General features: G+C 52.2%; 10 protein-coding genes. 7 read left to right on the forward strand and 3 right to left on the reverse strand.

Annotated elements, in window-relative coordinates; translation table 11 throughout:
* Nucleotides 1-30: 30 nt before the first annotated feature.
* Genes ACLIN2_RS28200 through ACLIN2_RS28210 form a run of 3 tightly spaced genes read right to left on the reverse strand, consistent with a single transcriptional unit; the run spans nucleotide 31 to nucleotide 2,916 of the window.
* The gene (locus ACLIN2_RS28200) at nucleotides 31-1,818 is read right to left on the reverse strand and encodes an SH3 domain-containing protein (RefSeq protein ID WP_411502789.1); all 1,788 of its coding nucleotides are present in this window, start codon (nucleotides 1,816-1,818) and stop codon (nucleotides 31-33) included.
* Nucleotides 1,819-1,834: 16 nt separating this feature from the next.
* A complete protein-coding gene (locus ACLIN2_RS28205; protein ID WP_411502790.1) occupies nucleotides 1,835-2,770 on the reverse strand; it encodes a hypothetical protein in 936 nt (311 codons plus the stop codon).
* Entirely contained in the window at nucleotides 2,767-2,916 is a 150-nt protein-coding gene (locus ACLIN2_RS28210) for a hypothetical protein (protein WP_170184335.1), read from the reverse strand. The genes ACLIN2_RS28205 and ACLIN2_RS28210 overlap by 4 nt, the downstream gene beginning before the upstream one ends.
* Nucleotides 2,917-3,106: 190 nt before the next feature.
* On the opposite strand from ACLIN2_RS28210, the gene ACLIN2_RS28215 reads away from it, so the two are divergent.
* The 7 genes from ACLIN2_RS28215 to ACLIN2_RS28245 are packed head-to-tail and all read left to right on the forward strand — an operon-like array spanning nucleotide 3,107 to nucleotide 16,393.
* Nucleotides 3,107-4,894, forward strand: a complete 1,788-nt coding sequence (locus ACLIN2_RS28215; RefSeq protein WP_411502791.1) for a vWA domain-containing protein — start codon at nucleotides 3,107-3,109, stop codon at nucleotides 4,892-4,894.
* 13 nt (nucleotides 4,895-4,907) lie between these two features.
* The gene (locus tag ACLIN2_RS28220) at nucleotides 4,908-8,297 is read left to right on the forward strand and encodes a tubulin-like doman-containing protein (protein ID WP_411502792.1); all 3,390 of its coding nucleotides are present in this window, start codon (nucleotides 4,908-4,910) and stop codon (nucleotides 8,295-8,297) included.
* Between the two features lie 27 nt (nucleotides 8,298-8,324).
* The gene (locus ACLIN2_RS28225; RefSeq protein WP_411502793.1) at nucleotides 8,325-10,673 is read left to right on the forward strand and encodes a hypothetical protein; all 2,349 of its coding nucleotides are present in this window, start codon (nucleotides 8,325-8,327) and stop codon (nucleotides 10,671-10,673) included.
* Nucleotides 10,670-11,959 (forward strand): vWA domain-containing protein, encoded by a 1,290-nt coding sequence (locus ACLIN2_RS28230; RefSeq protein WP_411502794.1) that lies wholly within the window; start codon nucleotides 10,670-10,672, stop codon nucleotides 11,957-11,959. The genes ACLIN2_RS28225 and ACLIN2_RS28230 overlap by 4 nt, the downstream gene beginning before the upstream one ends.
* A gap of 19 nt (nucleotides 11,960-11,978) precedes the next feature.
* Nucleotides 11,979-12,614: a beta-mannanase gene (locus tag ACLIN2_RS28235; protein WP_411504608.1), complete on the forward strand. Its 636-nt coding sequence runs from the start codon at nucleotides 11,979-11,981 to the stop codon at nucleotides 12,612-12,614.
* Nucleotides 12,615-12,626: 12 nt separating this feature from the next.
* Entirely contained in the window at nucleotides 12,627-13,892 is a 1,266-nt protein-coding gene (locus ACLIN2_RS28240; protein WP_092271865.1) for a TRAFAC clade GTPase domain-containing protein, read from the forward strand.
* Complete coding sequence (locus ACLIN2_RS28245; protein WP_411502795.1) at nucleotides 13,892-16,393, forward strand: hypothetical protein; 2,502 nt, start codon at nucleotides 13,892-13,894, stop codon at nucleotides 16,391-16,393. The genes ACLIN2_RS28240 and ACLIN2_RS28245 overlap by 1 nt, the downstream gene beginning before the upstream one ends.
* Nucleotides 16,394-16,597: the final 204 nt, after the last annotated feature.

A 16,597-nucleotide genomic window follows, 5' to 3' on the forward strand; every position in this document is an offset into this window, starting at 1 on the left:
TGCTACTGAAGCTTTTCGTTTTTGGCAGGGCTAGTTCGCTGTTTTCGGCGTCTCAATCCAGCCTTCCTTGCCGTCAAACTGGATTTGGTACCAGCCATTCAGATCGGTAACGACCTGGATGGAACTGTCCAGAGAGACTTGGCCAATGACTTTGTATTCCTTGCCAGGACCGGCATAAACGTCTACTGAATGCCCTGCAGATGGAGTGTGAGGCACCTCTACTGATGGCGCGCCTGGAAGCTCTGGGGTGCCTTGCCCGCTTTGAGAGTCCCCTTCTTCCTCAGTCGCAGAGGGCACGGCAGGATCAGCTGGCTCTTCGGATTCCGGCTGAAGATCCTCGAGCTTTTCTACATACTCCAAGCCTTTTCTGCCGAATTCAAACGAAGCCAACTCGTTTTCACCCGGTCCTACAGCATTCTTCACAATGACCCGCGCCGCATCTTCTACGGTCAAGTCATCTGCTTCGATGACGAATCGCGTATCGAAACTGTTTTTGGATAGCTGCGGAACGAGACCTGTATATACGTAAGCGCGCTCCTTCCCTACTGACTGAACGAGGAGGACGGGGCTATCGCGATCATCCTCCAGCTTGGAGAGCGTAAAGGTAAAGTCTGTATCGATGTCCAAGGCTAGATCGAAGGATACGGGAGCCTCGTTCTCGGTGGGCTTTGCTGCAAAATAGATGCGGCGCTCCTTCTGATCGACGCCGATCGCATAGGTCTTCGCACCCCAGTGGTCGCTGCCTGTAAAAACCGGATCGAACGCTTGATCCGGGTATTTTTGCTGCAGGAGACGAGAGGGATCAAACTGCGTCCAAAGCTCGTCCACTCCAGTCAGCAGTGAGGAGGTGTCCAATAAACCGCTGAGCTCCTGGTACAGGTCTGTCGCCTTCGTGAATTTATGCTGCTTGGCGTAATTCTCCGCTTGCTCGATCAGACTCTGCAAATGGGACTCGATCGTCGCTAAGACCTCCGATTTATCCGGCAGCACATTTTGGATTTGCCGGTACGCCTTTGCCATGGCGACAAAGCCCGGCAGGTCGTTTTGCCTGATGACTCGCCCAATTTCGCCTTTGGCATAGCGCTCGAGCTGCTTTTGGAGCCAATCGGAGGATATTCCCTCCTGTCTGTACAGCTCGATGCTCTTGGCGGTTTGCGTGATGACATCCAGAAACGAGAGCGAATCCGCCCGTTCTTGAAGCTTGGCCGTTTCATAGCGGCGGAAGAGTGTTTCGAGCTCTTGCGCCTTCTTTTCCGTGCCTCCGAAATATTCATCAGGAACGAGGACGAGCGTATGGATCAAGGCTTGCTGATCGCTGACCTGCAAGGACTGCATTTGAGCTTTCGCTTTTTGGATTGCTTGCTGGTAGTACGCACTCCAGCCCTTTTCCAGGCCAAGCCGAGTAGAGATCGTCTGAAAAAAGGTAGCGGCCTGTGCTTCCTGTCGCCCTTCTACCTCTCGTTTGAAGGATTGATAGCTGCGATAGGCTTGGAGAACCTCTTCTTCCCGGTTGTCCTTGATAGCAGGCTGAGCCTGCCTGGAGAGGGATTCCAGCTCCTCTCGAATGTCCGTCAGACCCGACATCTGAGTAGTCCACGCCTCATCCCCGTACTCGATGCCTGCATGTTCATTTGCTTTTGCGAAGGTTTCTTCTGCTTTAACCAGATCCTTGGCTTCGTAGTAAGCCAGCGCCTGATCATACAGCTTGATCTTTTGCAGGCTCCACCCGATTTTCAGCGCGACGCCGATTATGGCAACCACGACGAGTGCCAGCATCAGATTGCGAGACCAAAGCGATTTTTGATAGGAGGAAATCATATGGCTTCGCGCTCCTTTACGAGATACCGGCAAAGTCGGGGTCAAAAGCGAACTGTGCATCTACGCGCCTTTTCGTTGCCGCATACAGCAGCTCCCAGCCTTCGTGGCGATGGGTGTGCACCAATTTGGCGAGACGCAGAAAACGATCGCGTGGGATGAAGTCGATGAACTCGATGATCAGGTCCTGATACTGATCGATGTACGGCCTCATGCGAAGAGCTGCCCCTGCGATTTGTCCCATCAGCTGCTCGCCGTTTTCCTGCAAAAGGATATAGGCCTTGTAGCGTCTGGCGTAGTCGAGTACCGACTTTTTGACGAGAGACGGCTGGACCTTGATCACCTCGCGCAAATACTCGACGAAATCCTTGTCATAGGTGGAGGGGGTGACCGTCTCCAGCTCCAGCTCCATGTCCTTGCGCAGGATAAAGTGGTTGAGAAACATGATCTTGCGGATTTTGATCGTATCCGAGTGGATGAAATGCCCGATCTCACGTATCTTTTCGTACGCTTCCTTATAGCGCTCGGCTTTCACATCCGCACCGATCTCCTCGAGATGATGCACGAGCGATTTCTTGATCGCGTCCTGCTCTTGCGAAAGGAAAGGTAGAAACTGAGCGTCTCTTTCATAGGAGCCGTATTTTTTTTGCATCCAGTAAAAAAGGGCAAACAGCAAGATCCCTACACCGCCTGCAATCAAAATCTGCGAGAGGGATTTGGCACAGAGGATAGCCAGACAGACGAACAGGACCATGAGTAAAAAGCGCGTCTGCACATAACGGCGGGTAACCGAGGCAGACAGCTTGCGAATGGGCTGGTATTCACGCCCGCACTCCTCACAGTGCGTGTCCCACAAAACGTGATAGGTATGGCAGTGCTTGCACGCTTTCAGGCGTTCAAAGGTGTAGGCTGTTTTTTGCGTTTTCCGGAACAGGACCCCGATTTTTTTCCTCATGGGCGTTCCCTCTTTTCATTCAGCAAGGCGTGCAAATGCTGATCGATTTCTCTGGCTGAGAGATTACGCCGCTTCAACCGAAGCAGCTTGGTAAAGCGCACGGCAAGTAGGACAAAAGCTGCAGCGAGAAGGAAGTAGGATACCATAATTTCTCTCCTAAAAATTGATAGTGTCGAAATCTGTAACAAAGAAACGGGTTGTATCGTATTACGTGATAGAGGCAATCATACATGTCTTTTTGGCTACTGCTACCTCTGAAAATAGTGGTAATAGTGTCATAGTCTACCTTTTTTTGCAATAGTTCGCAAATACTGTGTACAGCGGAGGTTCTAAAGAATGATACGTTTCAGCGTGTTGTGTCGATACGTCGTTTGTACAGCACTGCTGCTGGTCTTCGCCCTGACGGGGACACAAATGAGTTTTGCACAAACCAGCGCAAGCAACATGGATGCCGTGCTAGTCGTGGACGTCAGCAACTCCATGACCCAAAGCGATAAAAACAAGGTAAGCAACGAAGCGATGAAAATGTTCGTGGACATGACGTCGATCGAGAAGAACAAAATTGGAATCATCTCCTATACCGACAAGATCGAACGTGAAAAGGCACTGATCGAGGTGAATTCCGAGCAAGACAAGAACGACATCAAATCGTTCATCGACAGCCTGCAAAAGGGAGCCTACACGGATATATCTGTCGGTGTCACCGAAGCCGTGAAAATTCTCGATGCGGGTCATGATCCGGCAAACGCGCCGATCATCGTACTTCTCGCTGACGGAAACAACTACCTGAACGAAGCGGCAGGCGGATCTGCGGCCCAGTCGGACAAAAGGCTGCAGGATGCGGTAAAGGCTGCACAGAGCAAAGGCTATCCGATCTATACGATTGGTCTGAATGCGGATGGACAGCTGAACCGGACGACCCTGCAGCAGATCGCGACGCAGACGAAGGGGAAGTTTTTTGAAACGAGCACGGCGGACAAGCTGCCTGCCATTTTAAGCGAAATCTTTGCCAACCATCTCAAGCTAAAGGTCGTGCCGATAAAAAGCTTCACTTCCAACGGTCAAATCCAGGAAGTGCCGATCAACATTCCGAATGCAAATGTGCTGGAAGCAAACATCTCCATCATGTCGCAAAAATCGGTTGAGTTGAAATTGTTCGATCCGGCGGGCAAGGAAGTGGCGATTCCGTCTAACGATGTTCGCCTCTCCCGTTCGAGCGCGTATACGATGCTCAAGCTGGTAAAACCCCAACAGGGCGATTGGTCGCTTCAGGTAAAAGGGGTGCCCAAGGAAAAGATCGACATCAACATGATTTACAATTACGACCTGCAGCTGGAGATGGAGCCGCTCAAGAACCAGACCTTCCAAGCGGGCGACGTGGTACCTGTAAAAGCAGCTTTGGTGAGCAATGGACAAAAAGTAAACAGTCCCGATTTGTACAAGCAGATGAAAGGGACTTTGATCATCACGGACAAAACCGATCAGAAAACAAGCGAAGAGCCTTTGACCAACACGGGCAGCGGCTTTGAAGGAAGCTTTACGATTCCTGCTGACCACGCGTACGAATTGAAAATCAAAGCGGAGGACGCTAGTTTTTATCGGGAGACACCGCCTCTTCTCGTCGATGCCTCTTCGACGGCAGGAGCAGGTACTACTTCCGGGCAGCCGACGACGGGAGCAGATGCAGATGAGAAGCCGTTCCCGTGGCTGTTGGTTGCAGGTGGAGCAGTCATTCTCCTGATCGTGGCAGCAGGAGCTCTGTACGCCCTCTCCATCTATCGCAAAGCGAACAAAGGCTTTGCTGGGCAAGTAGCAATCGAGATCGTGGATGAGGATACGGGCGACAAGTCCAACCCGCAGTACAAAAAGCTCAGCAGCTTCAAAGGCAAGGTCCGTCTCCATCAGCTGCTTCAGCTGGCGCCGGAGTTTCAGGAGACGGACAAAGTCATTCTGTTGCCAGGCAAAAACGATACGCTGATCATCGAGAACCGTTCCAGCTGTCGAATTGAGAAGGCTGGACGCGTCCTCGACATGAGCCAGGGCAAGGAACTGAAGAAAAACGATCGCATCAAGATTTCAATGACCAGTGTCAATAAGTCCGTTTTTGTAGACTACATCGTCTAGGAGTGGATCCCATATGAAAGCAGTAGTAAGAGAGCATATTCAGCAGTTGGACGTATCGCTTGGAGGAGGAATCGTCAGCGACAAGATTCGGGTAGACACCATCGACAATCCGATGCTCGTGATTGGGTTGGGTGGGACAGGCATCGACGCGCTTTTGCGCCTGAAATATCAAGTGAACCGACGCTTCAAACTCCCGGTGGACCATCTTTCCAAGAAACGCAAGGAAAAGCCGGACAACATCGAGTTTATCGCATTTGAGACCAACGAGCATGACCGCAACAAGAAGTACAAGGGCATCGGGCTCGACCCAGTTACCGAGTTTGTCCTGCTTTCCAATCCCGAGATCGGGGGCGTGCTGCAAAACCGCAGTATTCTCGAGCCGTACATCACGGAGTGGCTTTCTCCAGAGCTGACGATCACGGATGGGATCAGCGGGGCATCCGGTGTGCGACAGGCAGGTCGTTTGCTCCTGTTTACAAAAATCACTCAGGTCGTGCAGACCATCGAGAAAAAGATCAAAATGCTGTGCGAAGGCACTAACAAGAAGCTGACAGTTTTCCTGCTGAGCGGGATTTCCGGTGGTACGGGAAGCGGCTGCTTCCTCGACATCGCCTACATTGTTCGCGGGATTCTGGAACGCGACTTCGGCAGCGCAGGAGTGGATAAGGTCAATACGCTGGGCTATCTGTTTACGCCTGACGTCAATCTGTCCAACAAAAGCCTCAGCTCCCATACGCGCGACTACATCATGAAAAACGGCTATGCAGCGCTGAAGGAACTGGATTACTGGATGAACGCAGACGAGCGGGGCGAGCGCTTCCGTCAGCAGTACGGCAGCGTGCTAAACGTACAATCGCCGATGCCGCCGTTCAACCTGTGCCACCTGATTTCAGCCACCAATCTGGAAGGCAAAGCGCTGGAAAACGCCTACGATTACTGCATGAACGTGACAGCAGAGAATATCACGAACTTCATGGCGAGTGAGGAAAAGCGCTCCGGCGAAGAGTTTGCGATCCATGACTATATCAGCAACATCCGTACGAATATCAACCAGATGCCAAAGGCGTACGCGGCCAACTACCAGTACAATGTCATCGGTGCTTCCTCTGCGGTGCTGCCGATCGAGGAAATGACGACCTACTTGGCGTATCGCCTGTTTAAAAAGATGGAGAAGATGTTCACTGTAGCGCCTACACAAGAGGACGCGGAGAAGTTTGCACGCAAGCTCGGCATCGATATCGACTCGATCTCTCGCAAGTTTGAGGAGCGCGTACCAGAGCCGTTGCCAGGCTATGAAAACAGCGAGCGAATGAACTACAGCAACGTCATCAGCCAGCAGGTCGTGAGCGTCGACCACGAGCTGGAGCAAGGCTATCTGGCCAAGGCGAGAGAGCAGTACATCAAGTCAAAAAAGCAGCTGCCAGGTGAGCTGATCGCAGTCTTCGGAGACATGATTAAGCGGGTGTTCCTGCATCCCGAGCAAGGTCCCTTCTACGCATCACGTCTGATTCAATCGGACAAAGGCTTCTGCCTGATGAAGATGATTCTGTCTTACGTAGAGAGCCTGAAAGCGAATCTGGAAAGCTTCCCGCGTGAGATCGAGGGAGCGCGCGAGACAGCCCAGGAAAAGCTGGGTGACGCTCGCAGTGCCTTCATTTCCAAAGAGAAAAAGAAAAACATCTACATCGATGCAAAGATTAACGAATACCAGCTCTTGGCTGACCAGGAAAAGCTGGAGCAGATGATCGAGTTTTACGAAGAGCTCCACCGTTTGCTCAATGCGGAAAACAACCGCATCTACAGCGTGTTTACGGAAGTGCTAAATACGCTCAATCAGATCTTTGAAAAGAACGGCGACATCCTGATAGGCGGCGGCGAGGAGAGCGATCGCACCGGCAACAAAACGTACTACTGGAACATCGTGAACGTACCGGACATCGCCAAGGTCATCGGAAATATTTTGGAGCAAAAGGATGCCGACGACCTGATCCGCGATTTCACAAGCGAGCTGCTGGAGCGCTCCGACCAATGGGTCAAGGAGCAGGAGCTGGATATTGTCAGCTCAATCTCAGACTTCCTGTCGGAGAAATTCGGGGAGCTGATCACCAAGTCCATGGAGGATTTCCTGGTGATCAAGTACGGTCAGGACGAGACGCTGGATCGTATCGTAGAGCGCAAGATTGCGAGCAAGCTGGATGACGAGGCGATCCCTGTCTTCCATCTGAGCAACAACCTCGGCAACATGCACTTCCCTTCCTGGGGCTTCGTCTCGGTGCCATTGAAAGCACCGGCGATTCTCAAAGGGATCAAAAACTATCAGGATACAGCGATCAGCGGGTCTCGCTTTACGGTCAAAGAGAGCGAAGTCAAAAACCGCATCTTCTGGCTGAACACCAAGAACGGGATTCCCCTGTTTGTCTATACGCCGCTGAAGGTGTACGAGGAAAGCTATGAGCGCACCATTCTGGAACGAGAAGGGATTGGTCGCCACCTCGTGCAGACCGAGAAAAACAACTGGGCGTACCTGCCGTCCCCTATCCCTGAGAAATCGTGGGGAGATACGTACGAAAACAATCGGATCAAAGCGTACAATGCAGGTGTCCGCTCTCTGTTCGATCGGGCGCAAGGCTTCGGCAGCATCCGGGAGAAAGGCAGCGACAGCAAAACGAGCAGCCGCTACGAGTGCATCATTACCAAACCTTTCAGCATCGCGTCGTATTTGGAGGCACAGCAGCTGCCAAAAGACAGCGCAAAGCTCAATCCAGGTGAAATGAAGCGACTTCTTCTAGAGCTGAAAGGCTTCATGAAGGAAGGTCTGGAGCGCGAATTTACGCGCGATATTTTTGGCAGCATCAACGAGGACATGGCAAAGGAAAATCTGATTCGCTATCCGGAGCTGATCCGTTTGATGCAAGAGGAAGTGCGTAAATACGAAGAGATCGAGCAGAAGATCGCGGAGCTGGACCAATTGATGGGCGCGATCCAAGGAGAAGAAGAGCTTGTGACACGCTTCATCGAGGCGCTGTACACCGGTACGATCTACAAAAAAGGTGCGCTCTACGTCTACGACAAGGATGAGGAAGAAGAGGCATGGGATCCGTTCCTCAATCTCATGAAGGTGAACAAGCATGTGGAGTACGCTCTCTACGAGCAATTCCGTGCCCTCGATTCGAAAAAGATGGCCTTGCTCAACCGCAAAGCGACGAGACGCAGCGATGCGATGACAGCCTCTGAGGATACAGCAGCTCTGATCAGCAGCCTCGACGAGATCGCAGCCGCCTTCCAGGGTACCAAAAATGACCTGGAGTACGATCGCGATGAGTTCGTAAACGGCGAAGAGCTGTACCGCTTTTACAAAAAAGTGTGGGCAAAGGTAAATGATATGCGCAAAACGCTGCAATAAAGAATGACGGATTGGCGGGGGATAGGCATGAAGGATTTGATGGAGCAATTCGCAACCGAATACGTTACGGATTTGGAAGGACAACTGGATCGCGGACACGGACAGCGAAGCATTCAAAATCCCGTGCTGTTCCTCTTTATCGGAGACAAAAGCAGGCAGGCTCTGCAGTCCGTCTGTGAGATCAATGAGCAAAAGTGGCAAAACAGCCAAGGCGTTCTCTACGTCCACGCCTACAATGAGGAGACTTGGGAGCATCCCCAGGTTTTCGGCTGCCAGCTGCCAAAACTGGATGCAAACAGACAGACGATGCGTGCCTCCCTCTTTGAGCGGTTCATGAAGGATGAATCGCTCATCATGGACGTCAACAAGTTCATGAAGCAGGTCAGCATCCGCGTCGCAGAGATGGGCAAGCTGTTTGCTTCGTTTCAACAGGTGAACATTGCTGTAGTGACCCGCTCGGATGATCCGGCAAACATCCTGCTGCCGGAATTGACGATGCTACTCAAAAGCTATTTGCAGGAGATGTTCAAAAACGTTTCGGCGGATCTGTATGTACTGCTGCAGGAAAAAAGCGGCGGCGACGGCTTTGGCTTCTCCTCGGCACTCGGGGTTCAGTTTTTGGAAGAGGTCGATCAATTCCAACGAAGCGACTATCGCTACGGGGCCAATCTGATGGTCACCGAGGATGGAATCAAGCTGCCTGCCCTGCATGCACAAGCACCGCTGTTTTCACTCACCTACCTGCTCAGTGACAAGACTGAGCATGGTCTGTTTCTGGACGGTGGGCTTGCGGAGAACGATGAGCTGATCAGCAATCTGGTACTGCTGAACAACAAAGAGGCGGAGACGGCCGTAGATGAGAACAGCGAAGGCTACAACAAGCTGCAGTTTATTCGCAGTATTACTGTCGATAGCGGGCAAGCCACCTTTGCGTCAGCTGGACTCTCCAAGGTAAAGCGTCCTACCCACGCGATCGCGCTGACTGTACTGGCTGCCGTATTCGACCGCTACTGGGAGCGTCTGCAGGAGGGTGACAGTCTGCCGAAGACAAAAGCCCGTGAAAAGCTGGGTTTAACCGCGCATGATGTGCAGCGGATCGTAAGCGCAGCCTTTCCTGACCAGGACATTTTGACGGAAATGAACGGGCTCATGACCTCGGGAGTCAGCTACAGTGAGCTGTCTGGCATGAATCTGCGGGAGGCAGAGCTGGCCTTGTTTGATGGCAATAGTCAGTCCTTTTTTGAGCACCATTACGTTCAGCTGGCTCGCCGCAATCTGGACGGCTTGCTGGAAAAGTCGTCACTCGCACAGCTGATTTCGCAGGAAATTATCGAGGATGAACGATACGGACTGTATGCGGCGTATCAGCTCACTTCGGAAACAGCGATTGGGGCGAATCTGCTCGATGAGCTGCGAACAGGAATCAAGGAAACGCAAAGACAGCTGGAGCTGACAAAAGCCGAGCTGGACGACATCTGCCAAGAGCGGGTGGATCAGCAGGAGCTTCGTGTAGGGGGATTCTTCACGAGGGATAAAGAGCGCGTCCGCACCTTTGTCCGCCATCTGTTCGCAAAGGTATATAACAAAAAGGCGGAGATCCTGGAATGGGAGCTTGTGCTGCAGGTCCTGTTGGGCTACGAGCAGCAAGCCAAGCAGCTCCATAAACGAATCGGCGAGCAGGTAGCGCAGCTGGAGGAGCTGCAAAAGCAGCTGAGAGCGATTGCCCAAAAAAGCGTCAAGGAAGCAGCAGACTACCTGGGCAAGAACATGGACGAGTACTACGAGTCAGTCGTCACAGAGACGATCCGATCGCAGGAATCCCAGCGCGGCCAAGGGTTTTATCTGGACAACCGTTATATTGGCAGCGGCGCGCTGCTCTTTACGCACGGAATATCGGGATTGCTTGAACGCCTTTGTGCTTTTTGCCGAACAGAGATTTTGACTCGCTCGCCGTTTGCGTTGTCCTTTGAGGCAGAGCTGCTGGCGAGAGCGAATGTAGCGGCTGCCTACGACAACCGGACAGTCCTGACGAGGGAGGACTTGTTCCAAGACTTATCTCTCGTCCTCGAAGAGCGGGCAGCCGTGCATGTAGAAGTCTTTCATTTCCTGCAAAAGCATCGGTACGAAGAGAAATACTGGTTTGCCGACCTTCAAAACGACTTCGTACAGTACGTGCTGCGGGAGACGGAAGCGACGAGAACCTACAAGCAAGGCTGCATTCACGAAGCCGGGAAGAGCGGTATAGAAAAAATGAATCTGATGGGTGGATTTGGCCTGGATGACTTGATGTATTACCGAAACAACAAGAAATACCATTCTTCCTACATGGATAACGGATACGTCTTTCACCGCCAAGGAAAGGAGGAATTGTCATGAGTCAAAGAAAGCTGAGCCTGCTGATGATCGTGTGCAGCCTGATCGGGGGTGCGATTGGCTTTGTCGTGGGAGAAGTCATCTTGTCCCAGCTGTCCGCAGAGCTTCCGCAATGGCTTTTGATGGGCTTGTATTTCGGACAGTTCGCTTTGTTCGTAGGGCTGATGTGCCTGGTGGCGGAAATGATCTCCCCTCGTCTAAACGGACATGGCTGGAAGCAGCGTTATGCAGGCGCATCGTGGAGGATGCTGGTGCCAAGCACCTTGGTCATGGTAGGGGTTGCTGCCATGCTTTTGCAGCTGCTTTACGGCTTTTCCTATCAGCGCTCGAGCAGTACGGACAATATCGTCATGCTGCTGGATACGTCCGATAGCATGAAGCAGACAGACCCGAACAATCAGTTGTTCCAAGCGGCTGCTGATGTTGTCGGGAAAATGGACAGTGATATGCAAGTCGGTGTGATCACATTTAATAGCCGGGCAGAAGTGCTGCAGCCACTTGTTTTGCTAAAGGATCAAAACGTCAAGGACACCGTCATCGCCAAGTTGAAGAACTATCCCGGACCTAGCGGAGGGACACAAATCGACGAGGCCCTGCAAGCCGCTCTGGATCAGCTGCAGTCTGCGGGGCAGCTGAATCCGAACAGCACAGTGGTGCTCATGTCGGATGGCTACAGCAACGTCGATCTGCAAAAGGTGATGGAGCCTTACAAGCAAGCAGGCATGCATATTCACACAGTGGGCATGAGTCAGGTGGATGCCGATGGAACCTACCTGCTGAAACGTATTTCCGAGGAGACGGGCGGTACGTATTTTAATGTGGACCATGCGGAAGAGCTAACAGGTATTTTTGGACAAATCTACGACATGAGCCGCCAGGACCGGAATTTTGTCTCGGAACGCACAGGCGCAACAGCTGACAGCACGTTTTTTGCAATCATTCGCGTTATTGGCATGCTGATCATCGGGGGCCTGCTCGGATTGTCGCTGGGCCTGATTTTTGACAACCGTCATCTCGCAAAAAGCTTCACGATTGGGGGAGCGGTAGCGGGTATTCTCGCAGGTTTGCTGCTGGAGTCGGGACTGACTTCGGCGCAGTGGCTGGACACGACGGTACGTATGCTCGCCTGCGCTTTGCTGGCTGTCGTGATGACGTTGTTCACCGCTTTTATTCCGGCTTCAGCGAGCGGAGGGCAGACTTCGTTCAAAAACGGAATGGATCAGGGAAAACGTTCGTCAGCAAGGCTGCTGGAGTCGGGAAATCGTACCAGCAAGCGCTTTGATCTGTAGAGTAGGAGCATGATGAGTGATGATCAAATGGGAAGAGACTACACAGCTCTCCATCAAGGATGTCGTCTGTCAGCTGCAAGGCAATGAATACGTGATCAACTGGCATTGGGCGGATGAGGTTCCCTGTGTTTACGTTCATCGTTCTTCGTATGGGGAACCGTTTGACGTAAGCCAGATCAGCGATACCGAGCTTAAGCTGTACACGCGAGAGGAATACAAGGCCCATAAAGGCCTTCGGGGAAAAAGCGAGGGAATCGGGCGGTATACGTACCGCATTTTCCCGTGCCGCTTGGAGCAGGGCAAGCCCGTCATGCTCATCCCACCAGGAGAGGCGCACATCGTCCACGTTCGCACGGGAAAGGCAAAGATATGGTACTCGTTCAAGCGGGGGCGAAGCTGGTTTAGCGCCTATCAGTCCTTGCAGATCCGCATTTTTTCAGAGATTCCTGTCTCAAAGGACGTGCTTTGCTACGTCAAAAAGGAAGGCTCGACTCCTGTAAGCAAGGATGATGGTACGCAGTATGCCTTTATCCGAGATATACAGCCGGGTGAGAATTTGCTGCCAGAAATTGAAGTCAGAAAAAAGGATGTCATCCGCCTCTTTTTTACGGACGGAAAAAAATACGGGGAATTGTACGAGCTGATTCCCGAATAGGAGGGGACCGTCATGCTGACCTTTTTGAAAAGCATGTTTGAAAAGAAACAGCCGGCACCGGAGCGCTTGCCTTTTTACGATATCGTTTGCCCATACTGCTTTGCCAAATACGCGCCTGATCAGGTCGTATTTCGCGCTGCCCATCACCGCCTGGACGACGAGGATTACGCGCTGCAGGAGGACGAGCTATTAAACCGCTATCGGGACAAATTTGGACTGGATGCCATCGACGAGCTGGAGGCGATCATCGATCCGGATACCATCCCGGAAGAGAGCCACCTGTATGTCGATAACATCCTTGTCGGCGTAACTGACCGCTATGGGGTCGTTTCCAAGCGCAGGCTGTGCCCGAAATGCCACAACGAGCTGCCGATCACGGCGGGGAAGGCACCGAGCAACATCATCTCGATCGTGGGAGCGTCGCAGGTCGGCAAGTCAGTATACATGACCTCGCTGATCCACACGCTGCAAAATACGACTGCGAATCACTTCGATGCGGCTTGCATGCCGCTCAATGCCCAAATCAGCCGCAAGTTCCGGGAAAATTACGAAGCGCCTCTGTTTGAAAGAGGACAGCTCCTTGATTCTACCCAAAAGGAGAAGCGACAGGAGCCGTTTATCTTCCAATTCATTTTTAAGGACAAAGAAAAGGCGCCGCTCATCCTTGTCTTTTTTGATGTCGCGGGCGAGGGCATGGTTGATCGTGAGTATTTGGAGCTGTACGCCGCACACGTCAAAAACTCTTCCGGTATCCTGTTCCTCGTCGATCCGCTGCAGATCAGGACGATTCGCGACAGAGTCATGCTGCGTGCAGGAGATGAGCCAGGGGAATTCACAGCCCGCTATGATGAGCCGCGCGAGGTCGTCATTACACTGTTTGAGAACTTCATCGGCTATCAGGAGCAGAGCCAGACGGATATCCCGACAGCGGTCGTCCTGACCAAGAGCGATATGCTGCACCTGATCAAGGAGGACGATGGTGAGTACATCAAGTCCAACAGCAACGTATTCCGCAATTTCGTCCATGAAGAGTACTTGAACATGACGGAATTCGAAAACATCAACGGGGAGATCAGCCGCTTCATCGAAAAGGTGGATCGACCGTTCAAGGATGCATTGGAAGTCTACTTTACCAATACGGCCTATTTCGCTGTATCTGCGCTGGGAAGTAACCCGGTTAATCAAAAGGTGAGCGGAGTCGTGACTCCGATCCGGGTCGATGAGCCGTTTATCTGGCTCATGCATCAGCTGGATTACATCGAAGGGAGGGAGCGGTAGTGAGCCGTCAGCCCATTTTGCAGCAATACTACACCCGCGGGCGACAGGGGATATTCCGTTCTAACGAAGGCTACGATACCGTTGCCAAATCGGCAGCGTTGGACAACGCATTCATTAAAAAAACGCTTCATCCGTTTTGCGCCTACGATGCGCCTCGTGCCTTGCAAGAGCGTGGAGAAAGCGATTTGGCGCTCTATCCGGAGGCGCTCGTCTCCTTTCGAACGGAGTCAGGCGAGCTGGTAATTGGGAGAAGCGTCTTCGTGGGCGCGGATTTTACCGGTCAACGAAACACCTTCTTCAGCCACAATTACGTCATCCCTGCCGATCGTCGGGACGAATTTATCAAAGAACCAGCAAGGCTGTTTGGCTTGCGAGCCTTTGTACAGGATCATGATCACTCCACAGGCAAAGAACTGCCGGTGATCAGCGAGCTTCCCTTTCAGGCAGAGACAACCCCCGATCGCAAGCAATGGCTCAGCCGCATAGGCATCGATGAACGGATTTTCAAGCAGCTCCTGTATGCGGTGATGACGTCGCTCTCCACCAAAAGAAAGGTCTACATCAGCCTAGATGGAGAGGTCGGGGCAGCTGCAGCAGACGCCCGACAGCTGCTGGAAATTTTGTATAGCTGCCTGCCTTATGAGATGCGCAGGCATTTTGGTTTTCTCACGTACAGCCATGAACCGCAGAGCAAGAAGCATATTCACGTCATGTTCGTGGAAAAAGGGAGCATCCGGGTAGGGACCGGCATCACAGAAAAGGACTACATCTTTGATCTGGCTCAGCAGCGAATTTTGCAGCTGGATTGGCAGGAGGGAGCGCACGCCTACCTAGACTTTGCTTGGGAGCATCTGGACGAGCCACGTGTACTTGCCGACTTTCATGCCTTTTGCGAGGAAGTGCTGGAGGGGGCGGATACGTCATTCCTGCTGAGACTGGCTACCTACTATGAGCTTTGCGCTTTGTATGAAGTGGAAAAAGGGCGCCTGGAGCGCTACGAGCAAAATCCGGCGGGCGTTTGGCAGGTACTTCAGCAATACTTGGGTCAGCCTGCCTTGGAGAACAGAGCTCGTTTACGCGAGCTGCGCGAGGTGCTCTTTCGGCTGGAAAACACTGCGCTGAAGGACCAGGGGCTTCCTGCTGCCGAGACCATCCAGCAGATACTCAAGGCATTTTGCGCCATACCAAACGACCGCATTTCCACAGAGCTTGTCACGTATTTGATGAACGTGCTGCTAAAGGGAAAGGCGACACGACAAAACGCTTTTGTAGCAAAGGTCTATCAGGAGCTGTCGGGTTATCCCGAGCTCTTTGGCTTTCTGATGCGATCCGTTCTTGGCTACAAGCAGGTCGTAAAGCCATTGTTTGAAGACTATCTGAAGGAGCGGCTGGCTTCCTTCTCTACGCTTGCCCAGGTTTTGCAGGAAATCAACCTCTGGGCCCAAGTGGCGCCACTGGCCCTGCGAAATCCGTTTTTTATGACGGCTACCCGAGAAAAAGTGCTTGAACTGTTTGCCCGTGAAAGTGAGAAGCTGCAAGCAGCGCTAGCGATTCACGATTACTTTGAGCGTCAGGACGCAATGAGCAGCTATGCGGATGAGCTGCTGGACGAGCTGGATAAAGCCCTGCTCAAACAACTCATGCTGGGGGAAATGGCGTGGGGCGATTTTGGCAAGATCATCACTTTGCTGGAGGAAAAGCCGCAGACGTTTATAGGGGAGCTCGATCTGGAAAGCAGAGAAAAGCTCGCACACATTCATCATATGGCATCCTTAGCTGGAAATCGGGATGTTCCTGCGCCAGAGGATTTCTTTCGGCAGTGGGATGAAAGCCAGATCTCTGCTTTGCAGCAGTTGATCGTCCATTTGTTGGAGTGTCCTGTGAAGCAAGATAGCTTCCCATTGGTAGCACTGGTGTTTTATCAGGCGGATTCCCATGGACAGGATACTTTTTCCTTTGCTGATATGCTGCGGTTTGTCGGAGAAAACGGAGAGGAAGAGCTCCTGTATTCCTTTGTTCAATGGAGCATGACACAGCGAATGTTTTTCACAGGCAAATACATTTCACCTGGCTATCGACATGCTCTCAAAGGCCTACTGCTCGAAAACAAAGGCAGGAGATTGCGCGACAAGGAATGGAAGAAGCGTTGGCAAACGGTACGGCATGCAGATTTCCGCAAGCTCGTCGAGGAGGTACGAAGGGAAACATCCAGTCCCTTCATGAAGCTGTTTCAACGCAAATCGACGGCGCTCCTGAGTGTGGCCATTGTCATTGCAGTAGGGGCAGCAAGCGGCTTCTTTCTATGGATGCCTGCTTCGGTGCCTGTTTCTCCTGAAGCGCAGGGCGGTGGAGAGGTTGCCGAGCAGCCTCGTCCAGAACCGACTCAGCAGGTAGAATTCGTTCCTGCATTCAAGCTCATGCTGGAATGGCAGCAGAATCAATCCGATACTACTGCTTCGGATGAAAAGCCAGCTAGCGATGATGGGGCAGTCGCAGAGTAGTCAGCTTACCCGACCTGCGCTTGCAAAATACGAGGCAGGTCGGGATGACTATGGCTTCAGATGCATGATAGGAAAGAAAAAGACCGTTAACATGTATTGGTGAAGTTGCGCTGATGTAAAGGGAAGGAAGATAGGAGCTTTCGTGTGGCATCCTGCTGCGAATTAATGGGCAGGGTGCCCTTTTCATGAGAAGAAAAGTCCGGG

The organism is Brevibacillus centrosporus (genome assembly GCF_046622605.1).
GTDB classification, from domain to species: Bacteria; Bacillota; Bacilli; order Brevibacillales; family Brevibacillaceae; genus Brevibacillus; species Brevibacillus centrosporus.